Annotated in this window: 13 protein-coding genes and 2 tRNA genes; all 15 read left to right on the forward strand. The window is 58.7% G+C overall.

From position 1 onward, the window contains the following. Positions 1–61 precede the first annotated feature (61 nt). Positions 62–1663: a peptidoglycan D,D-transpeptidase FtsI family protein gene (locus U0L91_RS10855; protein WP_330046877.1), complete on the forward strand. Its 1602-nt coding sequence runs from the start codon at positions 62–64 to the stop codon at positions 1661–1663. A gap of 356 nt (positions 1664–2019) precedes the next feature. Further along, positions 2020–4680, forward strand: a complete 2661-nt coding sequence (alaS, locus tag U0L91_RS10860) for an alanine--tRNA ligase (RefSeq protein ID WP_330046879.1) — start codon at positions 2020–2022, stop codon at positions 4678–4680. Positions 4681–4730: 50 nt separating this feature from the next. Beyond that, positions 4731–5075, forward strand: coding sequence for a histidine triad nucleotide-binding protein (locus tag U0L91_RS10865; RefSeq protein ID WP_330046881.1), 345 nt, complete (start codon positions 4731–4733; stop codon positions 5073–5075). Positions 5076–5130: 55 nt separating this feature from the next. Continuing rightward, positions 5131–5670, forward strand: a complete 540-nt coding sequence (locus U0L91_RS10870) for a phosphoribosyltransferase family protein (protein WP_330046883.1) — start codon at positions 5131–5133, stop codon at positions 5668–5670. Between the two features lie 105 nt (positions 5671–5775). Next, positions 5776–7767, forward strand: a complete 1992-nt coding sequence (locus tag U0L91_RS10875; RefSeq protein ID WP_330046885.1) for a ComEC/Rec2 family competence protein — start codon at positions 5776–5778, stop codon at positions 7765–7767. Continuing rightward, positions 7754–8785 carry a DNA polymerase III subunit delta gene (holA, locus tag U0L91_RS10880; protein ID WP_330046886.1) on the forward strand — a complete coding sequence of 344 codons (1032 nt, stop codon included), beginning with the start codon at positions 7754–7756 and terminating at the stop codon, positions 8783–8785. Before U0L91_RS10875 ends, holA begins: the two co-directional genes overlap by 14 nt. Next, on the forward strand, positions 8782–9396 hold the full coding sequence (locus U0L91_RS10885; protein WP_330046887.1) for a ribonuclease M5: 615 nt from the start codon (positions 8782–8784) through the stop codon (positions 9394–9396). Before holA ends, U0L91_RS10885 begins: the two co-directional genes overlap by 4 nt. Positions 9397–9445: 49 nt before the next feature. Further along, positions 9446–10717, forward strand: coding sequence for a chloride channel protein (locus U0L91_RS10890; RefSeq protein WP_330046888.1), 1272 nt, complete (start codon positions 9446–9448; stop codon positions 10715–10717). Positions 10718–10816: 99 nt separating this feature from the next. After that, positions 10817–10892: transfer RNA gene (locus U0L91_RS10895), tRNA-Ala, on the forward strand. A gap of 438 nt (positions 10893–11330) precedes the next feature. Next, positions 11331–11406: transfer RNA gene (locus U0L91_RS10900), tRNA-Ala, on the forward strand. A gap of 75 nt (positions 11407–11481) precedes the next feature. Beyond that, positions 11482–13473, forward strand: coding sequence for an NAD-dependent DNA ligase LigA (gene ligA, locus U0L91_RS10905; RefSeq protein WP_330046889.1), 1992 nt, complete (start codon positions 11482–11484; stop codon positions 13471–13473). Between the two features lie 136 nt (positions 13474–13609). Further along, entirely contained in the window at positions 13610–14479 is an 870-nt protein-coding gene (locus U0L91_RS10910) for an ATPase, T2SS/T4P/T4SS family (protein ID WP_330046891.1), read from the forward strand. Then, complete coding sequence (locus U0L91_RS10915; RefSeq protein ID WP_330046893.1) at positions 14476–14952, forward strand: hypothetical protein; 477 nt, start codon at positions 14476–14478, stop codon at positions 14950–14952. Before U0L91_RS10910 ends, U0L91_RS10915 begins: the two co-directional genes overlap by 4 nt. Positions 14953–14969: 17 nt before the next feature. After that, positions 14970–15164, forward strand: a complete 195-nt coding sequence (gene spoIIIAC, locus U0L91_RS10920; protein WP_330046894.1) for a stage III sporulation protein AC — start codon at positions 14970–14972, stop codon at positions 15162–15164. A gap of 10 nt (positions 15165–15174) precedes the next feature. Continuing rightward, positions 15175–15555, forward strand: a complete 381-nt coding sequence (locus U0L91_RS10925) for a SpoIIIAC/SpoIIIAD family protein (RefSeq protein ID WP_330046896.1) — start codon at positions 15175–15177, stop codon at positions 15553–15555. The last annotated feature ends 27 nt before the right edge of the window (positions 15556–15582 follow it).

The following is a 15582-nucleotide window of genomic DNA, read 5'->3' on the forward strand; positions in this document are numbered from 1 at the left end:
CAAGAATCTGTTTGCCGATCATCGTTTTGGCCCATGCTGTTCAGAAAAAGGAGATGATCCGATGAGCCGGCGGCGGGTAATGGGATTCAGCGTGCTGATTCTGATCCTCTTTATGGGGGTGCTGTGTCGTGTTTACTGGATTGCCACCGATACCGAGTACGCCGCCAGTGCCGGGGGCCAGACGGTGAGCGAGACCGCGTTGCCGGTAGAGCGCGGCAATTTCCTGGACTGCAACGGCGAGCTGCTTACCGGTTGGAAAAAGCAGTGGTATGCACTGTGCATTCCGGGCGATTCGAGCTACGCCACCCTGTTTCCGTTCGTGCCGTTTTCGGCGCAGACGGAGTTGTACGAGCGCCGCAACAGTGTGACGCCCTTTCTGATTCCGGTGGATACCGATCTGAGCCGCAACGGCATCTTCACAGTGGCCGGCGCCCAGCGCTGCCTGCCGGTACCGATTGCCCGGCATCTGATCGGGTATCTGGACGGGGACGGATACGGTGTGACCGGACTGGAAAAAGCTTACGACGATCTGCTCCGGGCGGCCGGCGACGAGACATCGGTGATCTGTACGACTTCCGCACGGGGGGATCTTCTTTCCGGCACCGCTCCGGTGCTCCGGACGGAAAAGACCGGCACCGCAAGCAGCGTGACCCTGACGCTGGACACCGACCTGCAGCGCGCCTGTGAGGCGGTTGCCCAGCTTTCCATGCCGCGGGGCTGCATTCTTGTGATGGAGGTGGGCACCGGCAAAATCCGCGCCGATGTGAGCATGCCGGAATTCGATCCCGACAACATTGCCCGGAGTATCGAGGCCAACGACACCTCCCTGATTGACCGTGCCTTTGCCTCCTTCAGTGCCGGTTCGGTATTCAAAGTCATCCTGGCCACTGCGGCCTACGAGGCGGGGCTGGACTGGTTCACGCATGACTGTACCGGGAGCGTGGAGATCGCGGGGGAGACCTTCCGCTGCGCACAGGGACGCTCCCATGGGCTTGTCAATCTGCGCGGAGCGCTGGAACAAAGCTGCAACTGCTATTTCATCGAGCTCGGGCAGCTGCTGGGCGGGCAACGGATTCTGCAGACCGCCCAGCGGTTCGGATTCGGTGCTCCTACCTCGGTGGCCCCCGGACTCAAGAGCAGCGCCGGCGTGCTGCCGTCCGAGGCCTCTCTTCAGAACGTCGGACAGCTTGCCAGTGTATCGTTCGGACAGGGTGGTTTGACGGTCACGCCGGTTCAGATCACGGCGATGATGAATGCGATTGCCGGCGACGGAACACTGTATCCCGCCCGGTTCGTTGAGAGCACGGAACAAAACGGTGGATCGGAACCCGTTGAACCGGCTGCCGCATCCCGCGCCTGCAGTGAAGACATTGCCCGGGTTCTGAGGAGCATGCTGGTCAGCGTCGTGACGGACGGCATCGGCAAGAAGGCCGCCCCGGATTTCGGCGGTGCCGGGGGAAAGACCGGTACTGCCCAGACCGGGCAGTTTGATGCGGACGGTACGGAGCTGCTCAACTACTGGTTCACGGGATTCTGGCCGGCGGAGGACCCCCGGTACACGATCACGGTTCTGCAGGACGGAACCCTGGAGCCCGAGACGGACAGTGCGGAACTCTTTGCGCAGATTGCCAACGCCCTGAATGTCATGGAAAACCTGTCCTGAATGACAAAAAAGGTGTTGACAACCGGCAGCACTGGGCCTATAATAGCAGACGTAAATGGAAAAATGGCGTTGAAAGGGCCAATGCCCCACACGCTGCCGGCAGAAGAGAGGGTACCGTTCGGTGCAAGGTACCTGCCGCGGCAGGAGCAGAGCCACCCCGGAGCTTCCGGCAGAACCGGACGTACGCACGGCGTTAATGTGCAGCAAGCGGCAGGAAATTCTCTGCAATTTGGGTGGTACCACGGAAGTTTGACGGCTTTCGCCCCTGGGTCCGGAAACGGACCGGGAGCGGAGGCCGTTTTTGTGTTGCCGCCGGCTTGTTCTATTTTTGCATAGGAAATGGAGAATCAGGAATTATGCAGTGGACAGGACTCAATGAACTTCGTGAAAAGTATCTGAGCTTTTTTGAAAGCAAAGGTCATCTTCGCCTGGGCAGTTTTCCCCTTGTGCCGAAAGATGACCCCAGCCTTCTGCTGATCAACAGCGGCATGGCTCCCATGAAAAAGTGGTTCCTCGGTCAGGAGGAGCCGCCGCGCCATCGCGTGACGACCTGCCAGAAGTGCATCCGCACGCCGGATATTGACCGCGTCGGCATCACGGCCCGGCATGGCTGCTTCTTCGAGATGCTGGGCAACTTCAGCTTCCAGGACTACTTCAAGGAAGAGGTCATTCCCTGGGCCTGGGAATTCCTGACGAAGGTTCTGGAAATCCCCGCCGACAGACTGTATGTCTCGGTGTATCTCGAGGATGACGAGGCCTACGATATCTGGACCAAGAAGATCGGCGTGCCCGAGGATCATATGGTCCGCATGGGCAAGGAAGACAACTTCTGGGAGCACGGTTCCGGTCCCTGCGGCCCCTGCTCCGAAATCTACTTTGACCGCGGCGAAAAGTACGGCTGCGGCAAGCCGACCTGCGGCGTGGGCTGCGACTGCGACCGCTATATGGAAATCTGGAACCTGGTGTTCAGCCAGTTCGATTCGGACGGCAAGGGCCATTACACCCGGCTGCCTCGTCCCAACATTGATACCGGCATGGGCCTGGAGCGTCTGGCCGTCGTCATGCAGGACGTGAACAACCTGTTTGAAGTCGATACCGTTGCGGCTGTTCTGCATCGCGTCGAGCACATTGCCGGCAAGCGGTACGGCCAGAACGAAAAGGATGACGTTTCCATCCGCGTGATCACCGACCACATCCGCGCCACCGTCTTTATGGCTTCGGATGGCATTCTGCCTTCCAACGAGGGCCGCGGCTACGTCATGCGCCGTCTGCTCCGCCGCGCTGCCCGTCACGGCCGGATGCTGGGCATCGACCATCCGTTCCTGACCGAACTGGTGGATGTCGTGATCGAGTCCAGCGAAGCCGGTTATCCCGAACTGCGCGAGCATGAGGCCTATATCAAGAAGGTCATCGGCACCGAGGAGGAGCGCTTCTACAAAACCATCGATGCCGGCCTGAACATCCTGAACGGCATGATCGACCGCCTCAAGGACGTGAAGGACAAAGTCCTCTCCGGTGAGGAAGTGTTCAAGCTCAACGATACCTTCGGCTTCCCGCTCGACCTGACCAAGGAGATCGCTGCCGAAGCCGGTGTCTCTGTCGATGAGGAGGCCTTCCAGGCTGAAATGACCAAGCAGCGCGAGCGTGCCCGCGCCGAGCGTCTCTCCAAGGATATCTCGGGCTGGAGTGCCGACCTGTTCGGTGACCTCGATGCCGAGCCGACCGTCTTTGACGGCTATGACACGCTCAAGGAGAGCGCCAAGGTTCTGGCTCTGTCCGACGGCGAAGAACTCAACGATGCCGTTTCCACCGATTATGAAGCCCGTGAAGGTGTCCTGGTGGTTCTGGACCGCACGCCGTTCTATGCGGAAATGGGCGGCCAGGTTGCCGACCACGGCTATCTGAGCAGCGGCAGCGCCAATCTGAAAGTCAACCAGGTCAAAAAGACCCCGAAGGGCTATTATGTCCATACCTGCACCCTGCTGGACGGCACGATCCGCACCGGTGACACCGTGACGGCTGCGGTGGACGAGTCCCGCCGCATGGCAATCTGCCGCAACCACACCGCCACCCACCTGCTGCAGAAGGCCCTGCGCGAAGTGCTGGGCACCCATGTCCATCAGGCCGGCAGCTATCAGGATGACAAGATCACCCGTTTTGACTTCACCCATTTCAGCGCTGTCACGCAGGAAGAACTGAACCGCGTGGAACAGCTGGTCAACGAGAAGATTTATGCCTCTCTGCCGGTTACCATCCAGAACCTGCCCATTGAGGAAGCCAAGAAGATGGGCGCCATGGCCCTGTTCGGCGAAAAGTACGGCAGCGTGGTCCGTGTTGTGGACGCGAGCGGCTGGAGCACCGAGTTCTGCGGCGGCACACATGTGAAGAACACCGCACAGATCGGCTGCTTCAAGATCCTGTCCGAGTCCAGCGTCGCAGCCGGCATCCGCCGTATCGAGGCCACCACAGCGTTTGGCGTGCTGGATCTGCTGAATGAGCGCACCAGCGAACTGAATCAGACGGCGTCTGCCCTCAAGGCCAACAACATGAAGGATGTTCCGGCCCGTGCCGAGGCCATGGCTGCAGAGCTGAAAGAGACTACCAAGCAGCTGGAAATTGCCCGCGCCAAGCTGGCTTCGCTGCGCATTGACGGCATGTTCCAGAATGCTGCTGTTGTGGACGGCGTGCGCATTGTGACGATCTACCTCAATGGCACTTCCTCCGATACGCTGCGCAGCATGCTTGATCAGATTCGTGACAAGGCGCCCAACGCCGTCGGTGCGCTGATCGGCAGTGACGGCGGCAAGACCACGCTGGCTGTCGGCGTCGGCAAGGACGCGCTGTCCCGTGGACTGAAGGCCGGTGTGCTGGTCAAGAAGATCGCTGCCATTGCCGGCGGCAACGGCGGCGGCAAGCCGGAGTTCGCAATGGCGGGCATCCGGGACACTTCCAAGATTGATGACGCTCTGCAGGCTGTGGAGGGAATTGTCAAGGAAGAACTGGAAAAAGCCAACTGATTCTGTTATAATAGGATGGAAAGATATTCTGCAACAAAGGAGGGAATACGATGGAAGATTGTCTGTTCTGCAAAATCGCAGCCGGCCAGATCCCCTCGAACAAACTGTACGAGGATGATACACTGCTGGCCTTCTACGACATTGATCCTCAGGCTCCCGTGCATTTTCTTGTCATCCCGAAAAAGCACATTGACTCCGCCGCCGCTCTGACGGAGGATGATGCCGCCCTGCTGGGTCATATCTATGCGGTCATTGCGCAGCTCTGCGCCAAACTTGGCGTGGCGGAAAGCGGCTACCGTGTCGTCACCAACGTGGGTGCCGACGGCGGCCAGAGCGTGCGCCATCTCCATTTCCATGTGCTCGCAAAGCGCAGCCTGGCATGGCCTCCGGGCTGATGGCCTGCGGTTGCCCCAAAGCTTTTGAATGATTGAAAAGAGGTTTACAAACACCATGGCTGAGACGTATACGCTTCATGTGGCCGGACTGACCCGTGAATTGCCGATCTGCAAGGTCAACGACCATCTGGACATTGCCGCGTTCATCATGTTCGGCGATGTGGAACTGACGATTGCCTGTGCGGAAGCACTGCTCAAAAAGTGTCCTGAATTCGATGTGATCCTGACTGCGGAAGCCAAGGGAATTCCCCTTGCCTACGAGATGTCCCGTCAGAGCGGGAAGAAGTGGATCACGGCCCGCAAAGGCGTCAAGGCGTATATGTCTGACCCGGTGGTGGTGGAAGACCAGTCCATCACGACGGCCGGCAAGCAGACGCTTGTCATTGACCGCAAGGATCTGGACTTCATGAACGGCAAGCGCGTTCTGGTCGTGGATGACGTGATCTCCACGGGCGGCAGCCTGCATGCACTGGATGCCCTTGCTGCGCGGAGCAGCGGCAAGATTGTGGCCCAGGCGGCGGTTCTTGCCGAGGGCGATGCAGCCGAGCGCAAGGATATCATCTTCCTGGAGCCGCTTCCGCTGTTCGTTCACTAAATGACTCGTAAGCTGGCCGGCTTTGGTTTTGCCTTCGCATTGTCAGAGCTGGCAGCGGCGTATCTGCCGCCGTCAGTGATTTTGCTGGCGACGGCAGATTTTGTTTTGGCGTCTGCCTTCCTGAAGCCGGCATTCCGGAACCGTGTACTGCCGATTTTGCTGGGCATTGCCCTCGGTTCCGTCTGGAGCGTGCTGTACCGCAGTACCGTGGTCCGTCCGGTGCAAGATCTTGCCGGCGCCACAGTTCACTGCAAGGCAGTTGTTCAGACGGATGCCGAGACCTCCTGGCTGGAGGACCGCCAGAGGGGAACCCTGCTCCTCACCGAAATCGATGGTCAGCCTTCTTCAGTAACCGTCTACTGCAGCGACCTGCCGTATACCGAACCGGGCAGTATCGTATCGGTCACGCTGAATCTGACGACAGTTGAACAGAATCGCTACCGGATGAACCGCTATGCCAAGGGAATCTGGCTCAACGCCGAATATGCCGGGGACTATCACCGGGAGGGAACATCCGATTCCTGGATGTTCCGTCTGTATGCGCTGCGGCAGGAACTTTCGGCCAGGCTGCGCCGGTATCTGCCGCACGACCTGGCGGGGCTGGAAGCCGCCATGCTGCTGGGTGACAAAAGCAAGCTGAGCGAATCCCTCTCCGATATGTTCCGAACGGCGGGAGTGTCCCATCTGCTGGCGGTTTCCGGGCTGCATGTTTCTTTGCTCTGCGGAATCTTCCTGCTCGGTGATGCCAAACGGCGCAGGTTTTCCCCGCCGTTTCTGCTGGCTCAGGCACTTGCACTTGTCTTTTATATGGCTCTTACCGGGTTTCCGGTATCGGTGCTGCGTGCAGGCACGGTCTATCTGATCGCGCTTGCCGGGTATGCACTTTTGCAGCCGCCGGATGCGCTGTCCTCGCTCGGAGCTGCAGCAGTCCTGATCGGCATTCAGCCCTACGCCGTATGCGATCTCGGATTTCAGCTTTCCTTCTGCGGTGTGGTGGGCGTTCAGGCGGCTTCCTGGCTGGTGCGCCGGGAACGCAGGTGGGTTTTGTCCCGTCTCGATGAGGAAGATTCTCACCCCATTGCGGCACTGCTGCTCTCTCTGGCCGAATCCTTACAATGTGCGGTATTGGCCACCGCGGCAACGCTTCCCGTGCTGCTGCTTCACAATATGATGACCAGCGGTGTGGCCATTTTGACCAATCTGCTGGTGGTCTGGATGCTCGGATTTGCACTGCGCCTGGGGCTTCTGGCCCTTATCGTATCCCCGTTCGGATTTCTGGCCCCGGTGCTGCACGGCATCAGCCTGTTGCTGGGAATCTGGCTACGCTGGATGATCGGCATCATCTCTTTCTGCGCGTCGCTTCCATTTTCGCATCTGGATCTCCCGCGCAATTATACGATTTTTGTGCTGCTCGTTCTTGTGGTGTTGGCTGTCATCTTCCTGCGGGCGGACAAACTGCTGTTCTACCTGCCCTGCGCGGCCGTTTGTCTTGCCGCCGCCGTCTGTTTCGGGCTGTTCTTTCAAAGGGATGTTGTCGAGATGGTCCTCGTGGGAACTGCCGGCAACCCCTGTGTCATCCTGACACAGAATGCCCGGGCTGCCGTCCTGCTGCGCGGCGGAACATCCAATGCGCGCGCCGTTCAGGAATATCTGCTGGACCATGGCAACCCCGAACTTCAGACGGTCGTTGACCTGCGAACGGTCTCTTCGGCCTCGCCGCTGGATGCCCCGGTTGTCGTGACTCCCGCCCTGGAAGAAAACGGAACCTCCTGTCCGCTGCTCGATACCATGACCATGACCCTGTATCACAGCACAGACGGATGTTTTGTCTTGATTGATCTGGATACCTGTCAGATCGGAGCATCCTCCGGCCGGTTTGTGTCAGATCAGCAACTTTTCACCGACTTGTTCCTGGCTTCCGGGACCTGTCCTTCGTCGCTGACCGCTTCGGTTTGTCTGACCAATGATCCTTCTCCTTCGTGGCTTGACAGTATCAACGCCGAAACCGTCTATTACGGGCCGGATTACCCCACAGCCATCCTACGTCCCGGTTCCAGTATCGTCTTTCAGGAGGTGCAGAAACTTGCTGTACAGTGATTCCGAGCTGAAAAAAAGACTCAAGACCGATTGCCCGGTCTATTATTTCTATGCATCCGAGGAAGCGCTGGTCCGCACTGCCGCCAATAAGGTGGAAAAAGCCCTCTCGGAGGATGCGCCGGACACAACGGTTCTCGACGGTCCCGCCCCGCAGGTGGAGGAAATCATCCTTGCCGCCGGAACCATCTCTTTTTTCGGCGGCAAGCGTCTGGTCATGCTGCCGCTGCTGCGCCCCTCCTCCTATTCCGACAAGGATCTGCAGGAGCTGTGCGACACACTGGCCGAAACGGAAAACGCTGTCTTTATTCTGACCAGTGTACTGGAAGAGAAATATGGAAAGATCAAACCCGGAAAACGGGAGCAGAAGCTGATTTCCGCCTGTGAAAAACTGGGCTACTGTGTCCAGATCAACAAGCCAGGCCGCGCCGCTCTTCAGCAGATGGCACGTGGCTGGGCGGCCGAGTCGGGGGCGCAGTTTGCTTCCGGGGCGGAGGAGATGCTTCTGAACCGCTGCGGCGATGACCAGTTTCTGCTGCAGAACGAAGTGGCCAAACTGGCGGCGCTGAGCAATTACGGTTCCATCACGCCCCAGATGATTGAGACGCTCGGTACCATCACCCTGGACGCCGACACCTTCGACATGGTCAAACTCGTGGCGGCAGGGAAGACCCGGCAGGCACTTTCCAAGCTGCAGACCCTTCTGGAATTGCAGAATGATCCTATCCTGATCACGGGTGCGCTGATCGGCAATTATCTGGACATCTACCGGGCGTATCTGACGCGTAAAAGCCGCCGCTCTCTGGCAGATCTTGCGAAAGACTTCAAGTATACCGGAAAATGGAACTATCGCCTCGGGAACGCCGAGCAGACGGCTTCCCGGTTCCATCGCACGCAGATTGAAGCCAGCCTGCGCATTTTGCAAAAACTGGACCAGGACCTGAAAGGCAGTCCGCTGGACGCCGATCTGCTGCTGCAAAAAGCATTATGCGAGCTGGCACTGACAAGGAGATCTTCATGAAGCTGCAACTCTCGCGGGCCCTTGTGGTGGAAGGGAAATACGATGCCGCCCGGCTGACCAACCTGGTGGACGGTACCATCCTGACCACCGACGGTTTCGCCATTTTTAAAGATCGGGCCATGCAGGAACTTTTCAAGCGGGTAGCCCGCGCCCAGGGTCTGATTGTGCTGACGGATTCCGATGCGGCCGGGTTTCGCATCCGCCATTTTCTCACCGGACTGGTCGGCGCGCAGAACGTCCTGCAGGCGTATGTTCCGGCCCTGCCGGGCAAAGAACCGCGCAAAGCGGAGCCGGGCAGGGAAGGGTTGCTGGGCGTGGAAGGCATCGCCGATGACCTTCTCATCCGGGCCCTGCAGGATGCGCTTGCCGGGGCGCCCGACCATGCTGACCGGCCGCTGCCGGAAGACAAAATCACCTACACCGATTTGTACGAATGGGGACTGAGCGGCGGCCCCAACGCTGCCGAAAAGCGCCGTGCGTTCCTCAAAACGCTGGGGCTTCCGCCGCGCCTGAGCAAAAAAGAACTGGTTCGGGTCCTGAATACCCTGTACACCAGAGAAAGCCTGCTTCACAGTCTCGGCCTTGCCGGACTGCCGGAAGAGCAAGCGTGATCGTATTTCCGAAAGAACGATGCGGAACTATGTGGAGTGTGATGCGGTTATGAATGAGATACTGCGGCAGGAAATCCGCCGTGTGGCCATCTATTCCCGAGGCGTAGCCAAATGGCTGGTGCTTGCCTGCCTTGTGGGGGTATTCAGCGGCCTGATCGGAACGGCTTTTCATGTTTTGGTAGAGATTGCCAACGCTCAACGGCTGGCGCATCCCTGGCTGCTCTTCTTTTTGCCGGCAGCCGGTCTTCTGATTGTCGCCATGTACAAGAAGGGCCGGATTGAGGGCGTCGGCACCAACGACGTGATTGACTGTGTGCAGGACGGCAAACCGTTGAGTTTCTGGCTGCTTCCGGTCATGTTCCTCAGCACGATTCTGACGCACCTGGCCGGCGGCAGTGCCGGTCGGGAAGGTGCAGCCCTGCAGATGGGCGGCGACATCGGCTGGCATGTGGGCGGATGGCTGCATTTTTCCAACCACGACCGCCGCACCGCCACCTTGTGCGGTATGGCCGCTCTGTTTTCTGCCCTGTTCGGGACTCCGCTGACAGCGGCGCTCTTCTCGATGACGGTCATCAATGTGGGGCTTGTCTTTTATTCTGCGTTCCTGCCATGTTTTACAGCGGCCCTCGTTGCCTATGCCGTATCGCTGGCGTTCGGCGTGGCCCCTACGCATTTTTCCGTCACCGCTCCCGCTGCTGCGCCCGGCATGACGGTGCGTGTTGCGGTGTTTGCTGTCTTGTGCGCACTGGTTGTCATCCTTTTCTGTCAGGTGCTCCACAGAACGGAGCACCTTCTCAAAAAATGCTTCCCCAACTCCTGGCTGCGCGCGGTAATCGGCGGTTCCTTTGTGGTGGCATTCACTGTCGGATATGGGGAAATGCGTTATAACGGCACCGGAATGACAACCATCACCGAAGCCATCGAGCAGGGGAGTGCCCTGCCGTGGGACTTTCTTGCCAAAATCCTTCTGACGGCAATCACATTGGGCGCCGGATATAAGGGCGGTGAGGTTGTCCCGAGCTTTTTTGTCGGAGCGACCTTCGGCTGTGTGGCGGCCCCCTTGCTGGGAATCCCGGCCGGATTCGGTGCGGCGCTTGGCCTTGTGGGGGTGTTCTGTGGCGCCACCAACTGTATGACGGCATCGCTGTTTCTGTCGATTGAATTGTTTGGCTCGGAAGGCCTGCTGTACTTTGCCATTGTGTGCGGGCTTTGCTATCTTCTTTCGGGGTATTCCGGCTTTTACAGCAGCCAGAGTTTCCTGACCGCCAAGCTGGAGTCGGAATATCGTGACAGCCGGACCGTCAAGAACCCCGAACATTGAAAAAAATTGGAAGTTTTTGAAAAAAAACGTTGACAATCCCGAAGTCAGCTGCTATAATAACACTTGTCGCACGGAGCTGGCTTCTGCGGCAAGAAACTTGGGGGTGTAGCTCACCTGGGAGAGCGCCTGCATGGCATGCAGGAGGTAAGGGGTTCGATCCCCCTCATCTCCACCAAAAGACCTGAAACGAAAGTTTCAGGTCTTTTTATTTTGTCCGGGCTCCAAGATTCTCTCAACAGGCCGGAACTTCCCGCCGCAGCAAAACTTATGCTTTCAAGAGAATCCAAGCCGTTGCAAGAGAGAAGATCCTGCCATGCCAAAAGACTCTGCACCAGGCGACAGGTTTGTCCCAAGGAGTGATCCGCTGCCTCATCCCTGCCGTCTTGTCATTTCTCAGCGTCCGCATCCATCAGGAACGGCTTTCTCTGTGTGATTTCTTTATCTTTTGCTCGGATTCCGGCAAAACGCTCTTAAGAGCATACAGGAGCTGCACCCGATCCTTTGTCGGCCATGTGTCTGCATCTGCACCCGGAAAAACTTTTTGAAAAAGTGCTTGACATTTTTCAAGCCTGCTGCTATAATAACAAAGTCGCCGGATGGCGGCGCAACACTTGGGGGTGTAGCTCACCTGGGAGAGCGCCTGCATGGCATGCAGGAGGTAAGGGGTTCGATCCCCCTCATCTCCACCAAAAAAAGCCTGTCCAATCGGACGGGCTTTTTTCTTTGTCCGCATCGGATTTTTCGCACATGGAGGGCCATAGGTCATGGAACTGGAACAAGCCCGCAAACGCGCAGAAGAACTGCGCGCCGTCATTGAGCGCAACAATCGGCTGTATTATGATCAGGATGCGCCGGAACTTGAGGACTTTGAATACGACAGACTCACGCAGGAACTGAAGGCACTGGAAAAAGAATTCCCGGAATTGGTAACGCCGAATAGTCCCACGCAGCATGTGGGCGGCACCGCAAGTAGCAAATTCAGCAAGGTAACGCACGCCGTCAAGATGGAAAGCCTGCAGGACGCCTTCTCGTTTGACGAACTGCGCGAATTTGATGCCCGAGTACAGGAAGCCGGCGTTGTCCCGCAGTACGTTGTGGAAGTCAAGATTGACGGCCTTTCGGTCAGTCTGGAATATGAAAACGGTCGCCTTGTTCGCGGTTCCACACGGGGTGACGGCGTTGTCGGGGAGGATGTGACGGAAAACCTGATGACGATCGCCGACATTCCCCATGAACTGCCCGGAGCGCCGGAATTTCTTGAAGTGCGCGGCGAAGTCTATATGCCCCACGACGCGTTCTTCAAGCTGCGGGAACAGCAGGAGCTGGAAGGCAAAACGCCCTTCAAGAACCCTCGCAACGCGGCCGCCGGCTCTCTGCGCCAGAAAGACGCCGGCATCACGGCTGCAAGAGGCCTTTCCATCTTTGTGTTCAACCTCCAGCGGGTAGTCGGGCGTGAATTCACGTCTCACAGTGAAACGCTGGACTATCTCAAATCGCTGGGATTCCCGGTCTCGCCGCGATACAATGTCTATAAGGATATTGAGGATGCCATCCGGGAAATCCAGCACATCGGGGAGCTCCGCGGTACGCTGAGCTTCGATATGGACGGTGCCGTCATCAAGGTCAACGATCTTGCTGCGCGCAACACCCTGGGATCTACCAACAAATTTCCCCGCTGGGCCATTGCCTTCAAATATCCGCCCGAAATCAAGGAAACCACCGTGCGGGATATTGAAGTCACCGTGGGCCGCACCGGCGTATTGACTCCCACCGCGGTATTTGATCCGATCTTCCTTGCGGGAACCAGCGTGTCCCGCGCCAGCCTGCACAACGGGGATATGATCGCCTCGCTTGACATCCGCATCGGCGATACCATTGAAGTGCACAAGGCCGGAGACATCATTCCCGAGGTCATCCGGGTGGTCCGGCACGAGGCGTCGTCCCAGCCGTACCACATGCCGGATGTCTGCCCGTCCTGTGGGGCACCGGTGGTTCATCTGGAGGATGAAGCCGCGCTGCGGTGTGTCAATCCCGAATGTCCGGCGCAGAGCCTGCGCAACCTGATCCATTTTGCCTCCCGCAATGCCATGGCCATTGACGGCCTGGGGGAAGCCGTGGCGCAGCAGCTGATTGACCGGGGACTCGTGCATACTGTCGCCGATCTGTATCATCTGACCAAGGATCAGCTTCTGACGCTGGACAAGTTCAAGGAGAAAAGCGCCGACAACCTTCTGAAGGCCATTGACAATTCCAAACGGAACAACCTGGACAAACTGGTATTCGGTCTGGGAATCCGCAACATCGGCGACAAGGCCGCGGCGCTGCTGGCCGAACATTTTGGCACCATGAGTGTCCTGCAGGCTGCTGCCGCAGAAGATATCAGCACCATCGACGGGTTCGGAGAAATCATGGCCCAGAGTGTTGTGGAATTCTTTGCCAAGGACGGTACGGCCGATCTTTTGTCCCGACTGGCCGAAGCCGGCGTCAACATGGAGTGGCACGGCGAGAAGAAGGGAACCGCCTTCACTGGCAAAACCATTGTGGTGACCGGCACGCTGCCGAGTCTGAGCCGGCAGGAAGCCGAAGCGCTGATCGTCCGCAATGGCGGAAAGGCTAGCGGATCCGTCTCCAAAAAAACGGCCTATGTCCTGGCCGGGGAGGCCGCCGGCTCCAAACTGACCAAAGCCCAGACACTGGGCATTCCCGTCATTGATGAGGCGGAGTTCCTGCGCATGATCGATCAGGCCCAGGGGTGACCCGCACTTTGCATGAAAACCCGCTGCCGAGCAAACCGCTCGGCGGCGGGTTTTTGTATTGTCCCGCAAAAGAATCGCACGGGGTTCTAGGCAGGCGGGTCCCGGAATACAGTGTCAGTGTGGAGGTGAAGAAAAAATGGACGAGTACTACTCGACAATCGAGATTCTGCCTGACCCGCTGCGCATCGAGCTCCGGGCGCTCCATTCCGCCGTTGCTCCCCGGATACAGGAAGTCCGTCTGCGGGCCGGACTCCCGGTTCAGTTCACAATTGCAGGGCGTCTGCAGCCTGCCTGCCGCTTTCTGTCCGATGCCAAACACGCCGCCTGTCTGACAAAGGAAATGCTCCGCAGCTGTTTTCTTTCCCTTTGCCGCCACTCGGTCTACGCCCACGAGGAGGAACTCCGTCAGGGATTCTTCACCTTGCCAAACGGCGGACGGATCGGCGTGGCCGGAACCCGGAGCCCGGGCGGTTTTGCCGCCGTCACTTCTCTGAATCTTCGGATCTCCCGGCATCTGTCCTGTGTTCTTCCGCCTCCGCTGCTCGAGATTCTGGACACGCTCGGTGCCGGTATTCTGGTAGCCGGGGTCCCGGGCAGCGGAAAGACTACCTTTTTGCGAAGCATGATCCAGTACTTAGAACGCAGTGATCGCATCCTCTGCATTGCCGACGAGCGCAGTGAGCTGGCACCCGCTTTGCAGGGGACCGGCTGCGATTGCTACACCCGCTGCTCCAAAGCTGACGGCATCAGTATGGCGCTTCGCTGCATGAACCCCCAGGTGATTGTCTGTGACGAGCTGGGCACTGCCGCGGACATCGCCGCCGTAGAGGCGGGGCTGGCTTCCGGTGTTGTGTTTCTGGCGTCTGTTCATTGCGACAGCCCGGACCATCTGCGCAGGAAGCCGCAGCTGGTCCGACTGCTGGGCACGGGCGCTTTTGAAACCGTTGTGTTCCTGTCCGGACGCGAGCACCCCGGTGAGGTTGCCCGCCTGGAAACATTGCCATGACGGTATTTTGGCTGAAATCCGCCGGTATTGTGCTGCTGATCCTGGTCGGATTCGGAATGGGGGAAGTCATCGGTCTGCAGGGAATGCACCGCTGGCACCAGAGTCTTGCCTTTGTGCGTCTGCTGGAATTTCTGGCCCGGACTCTGCGCTGTCGCGCCCTGCCCTGTGATGAGCTGCTGGCGCTGGCAGCCATGCAGCCGGGATTTGCGTGCTTTCATCCCGAATCCTGCCGCACCCTGCAGGAACTGGTTCCGCCGCCGGGACTGGCTGCCCTCTATGGGAACGAATTGCGGGAGGGCCTTGCTTCCGTTGAAACCTCTTCCCGCAGTGACGCCTGCCGGACGCTGGGCGCCCTGGCCTCCCTCTGCCGCCGGGAAACCGAGGAACAGCAGCGGCGCTGCATGCAGACCCGCTTTCTGGCGCCCCGGCTGGGAGCCTGTCTCGGCCTGCTGGCAGCCGTCCTACTCTCTTGAATTCGGAGGATACCCGAATGAATATCGACCTTGTTTTCAAGATCGCTGCCACCGGGATCATTGTTGCGGTTCTGAACCAGCTGCTGATCCGTTCCGGCCGGGAAGATCAGGCCATGATGACAACGCTGGCGGGGCTGATCGTCGTACTCACGATTCTGGTCCGGCAAATCAGTGATCTGTTTGTGCTGATCAAGGCACTGTTTGATTTATAAGAAATGAACCATGCTGATTTTGAAAGCCGCCGCACTTGCGGTTATCGCCTGCATTCTGGCCCTTACCCTGAAAAAGGACCAGCCCGGGTTCGCATTCCTGATCTCGCTGTGCGCAGCGCTCACGCTGCTGGGTCTGGCTGCCCAGCAGCTGCAGCCGGTTCTGTCCCAGCTTCAGGACCTGGCGGCCCGGACCGACGTTGCCTCCTTCTCTCTGCTTCTGCGGGTTCTGGCCATTGCTCTGATCACACAGCTCGGGACAGGCATCTGCCAGGAAGCCGGCCTTTCCGCGGCTGCATCCTGTCTGGAATTCTGCGGCCGTGTCCTGGCCATGCTGCAGGCACTGCCGCTTTTGCAGTCGCTGGTCGCTTCCTTTCTGTCCTTCTTGCCATAATGCTGCTCTGCGCGGTGCCTGCCGCAG

It is taken from the genome of Gemmiger sp. (assembly GCF_036306485.1).
Taxonomy (GTDB): domain Bacteria; phylum Bacillota; class Clostridia; order Oscillospirales; family Ruminococcaceae; genus Gemmiger.

What these genes read in the sequence shown, in the direction of transcription:
- ligA (WP_330046889.1), top strand. Translation starts at nt 11,482, where the DNA reads ATGGAACTGGAACAAGCCCGCAAACGCGCAGAAGAACTGCGCGCCGTC.
- spoIIIAC (WP_330046894.1), top strand. Translation starts at nt 14,970, where the DNA reads ATGAATATCGACCTTGTTTTCAAGATCGCTGCCACCGGGATCATTGTT.
- U0L91_RS10885 (WP_330046887.1), top strand. Translation starts at nt 8,782, where the DNA reads ATGAAGCTGCAACTCTCGCGGGCCCTTGTGGTGGAAGGGAAATACGAT.
- U0L91_RS10855 (WP_330046877.1), top strand. Translation starts at nt 62, where the DNA reads ATGAGCCGGCGGCGGGTAATGGGATTCAGCGTGCTGATTCTGATCCTC.
- U0L91_RS10870 (WP_330046883.1), top strand. Translation starts at nt 5,131, where the DNA reads ATGGCTGAGACGTATACGCTTCATGTGGCCGGACTGACCCGTGAATTG.
- alaS (WP_330046879.1), top strand. Translation starts at nt 2,020, where the DNA reads ATGCAGTGGACAGGACTCAATGAACTTCGTGAAAAGTATCTGAGCTTT.
- U0L91_RS10910 (WP_330046891.1), top strand. Translation starts at nt 13,610, where the DNA reads ATGGACGAGTACTACTCGACAATCGAGATTCTGCCTGACCCGCTGCGC.
- U0L91_RS10925 (WP_330046896.1), top strand. Translation starts at nt 15,175, where the DNA reads ATGCTGATTTTGAAAGCCGCCGCACTTGCGGTTATCGCCTGCATTCTG.
- U0L91_RS10890 (WP_330046888.1), top strand. Translation starts at nt 9,446, where the DNA reads ATGAATGAGATACTGCGGCAGGAAATCCGCCGTGTGGCCATCTATTCC.
- U0L91_RS10915 (WP_330046893.1), top strand. Translation starts at nt 14,476, where the DNA reads ATGACGGTATTTTGGCTGAAATCCGCCGGTATTGTGCTGCTGATCCTG.
- U0L91_RS10865 (WP_330046881.1), top strand. Translation starts at nt 4,731, where the DNA reads ATGGAAGATTGTCTGTTCTGCAAAATCGCAGCCGGCCAGATCCCCTCG.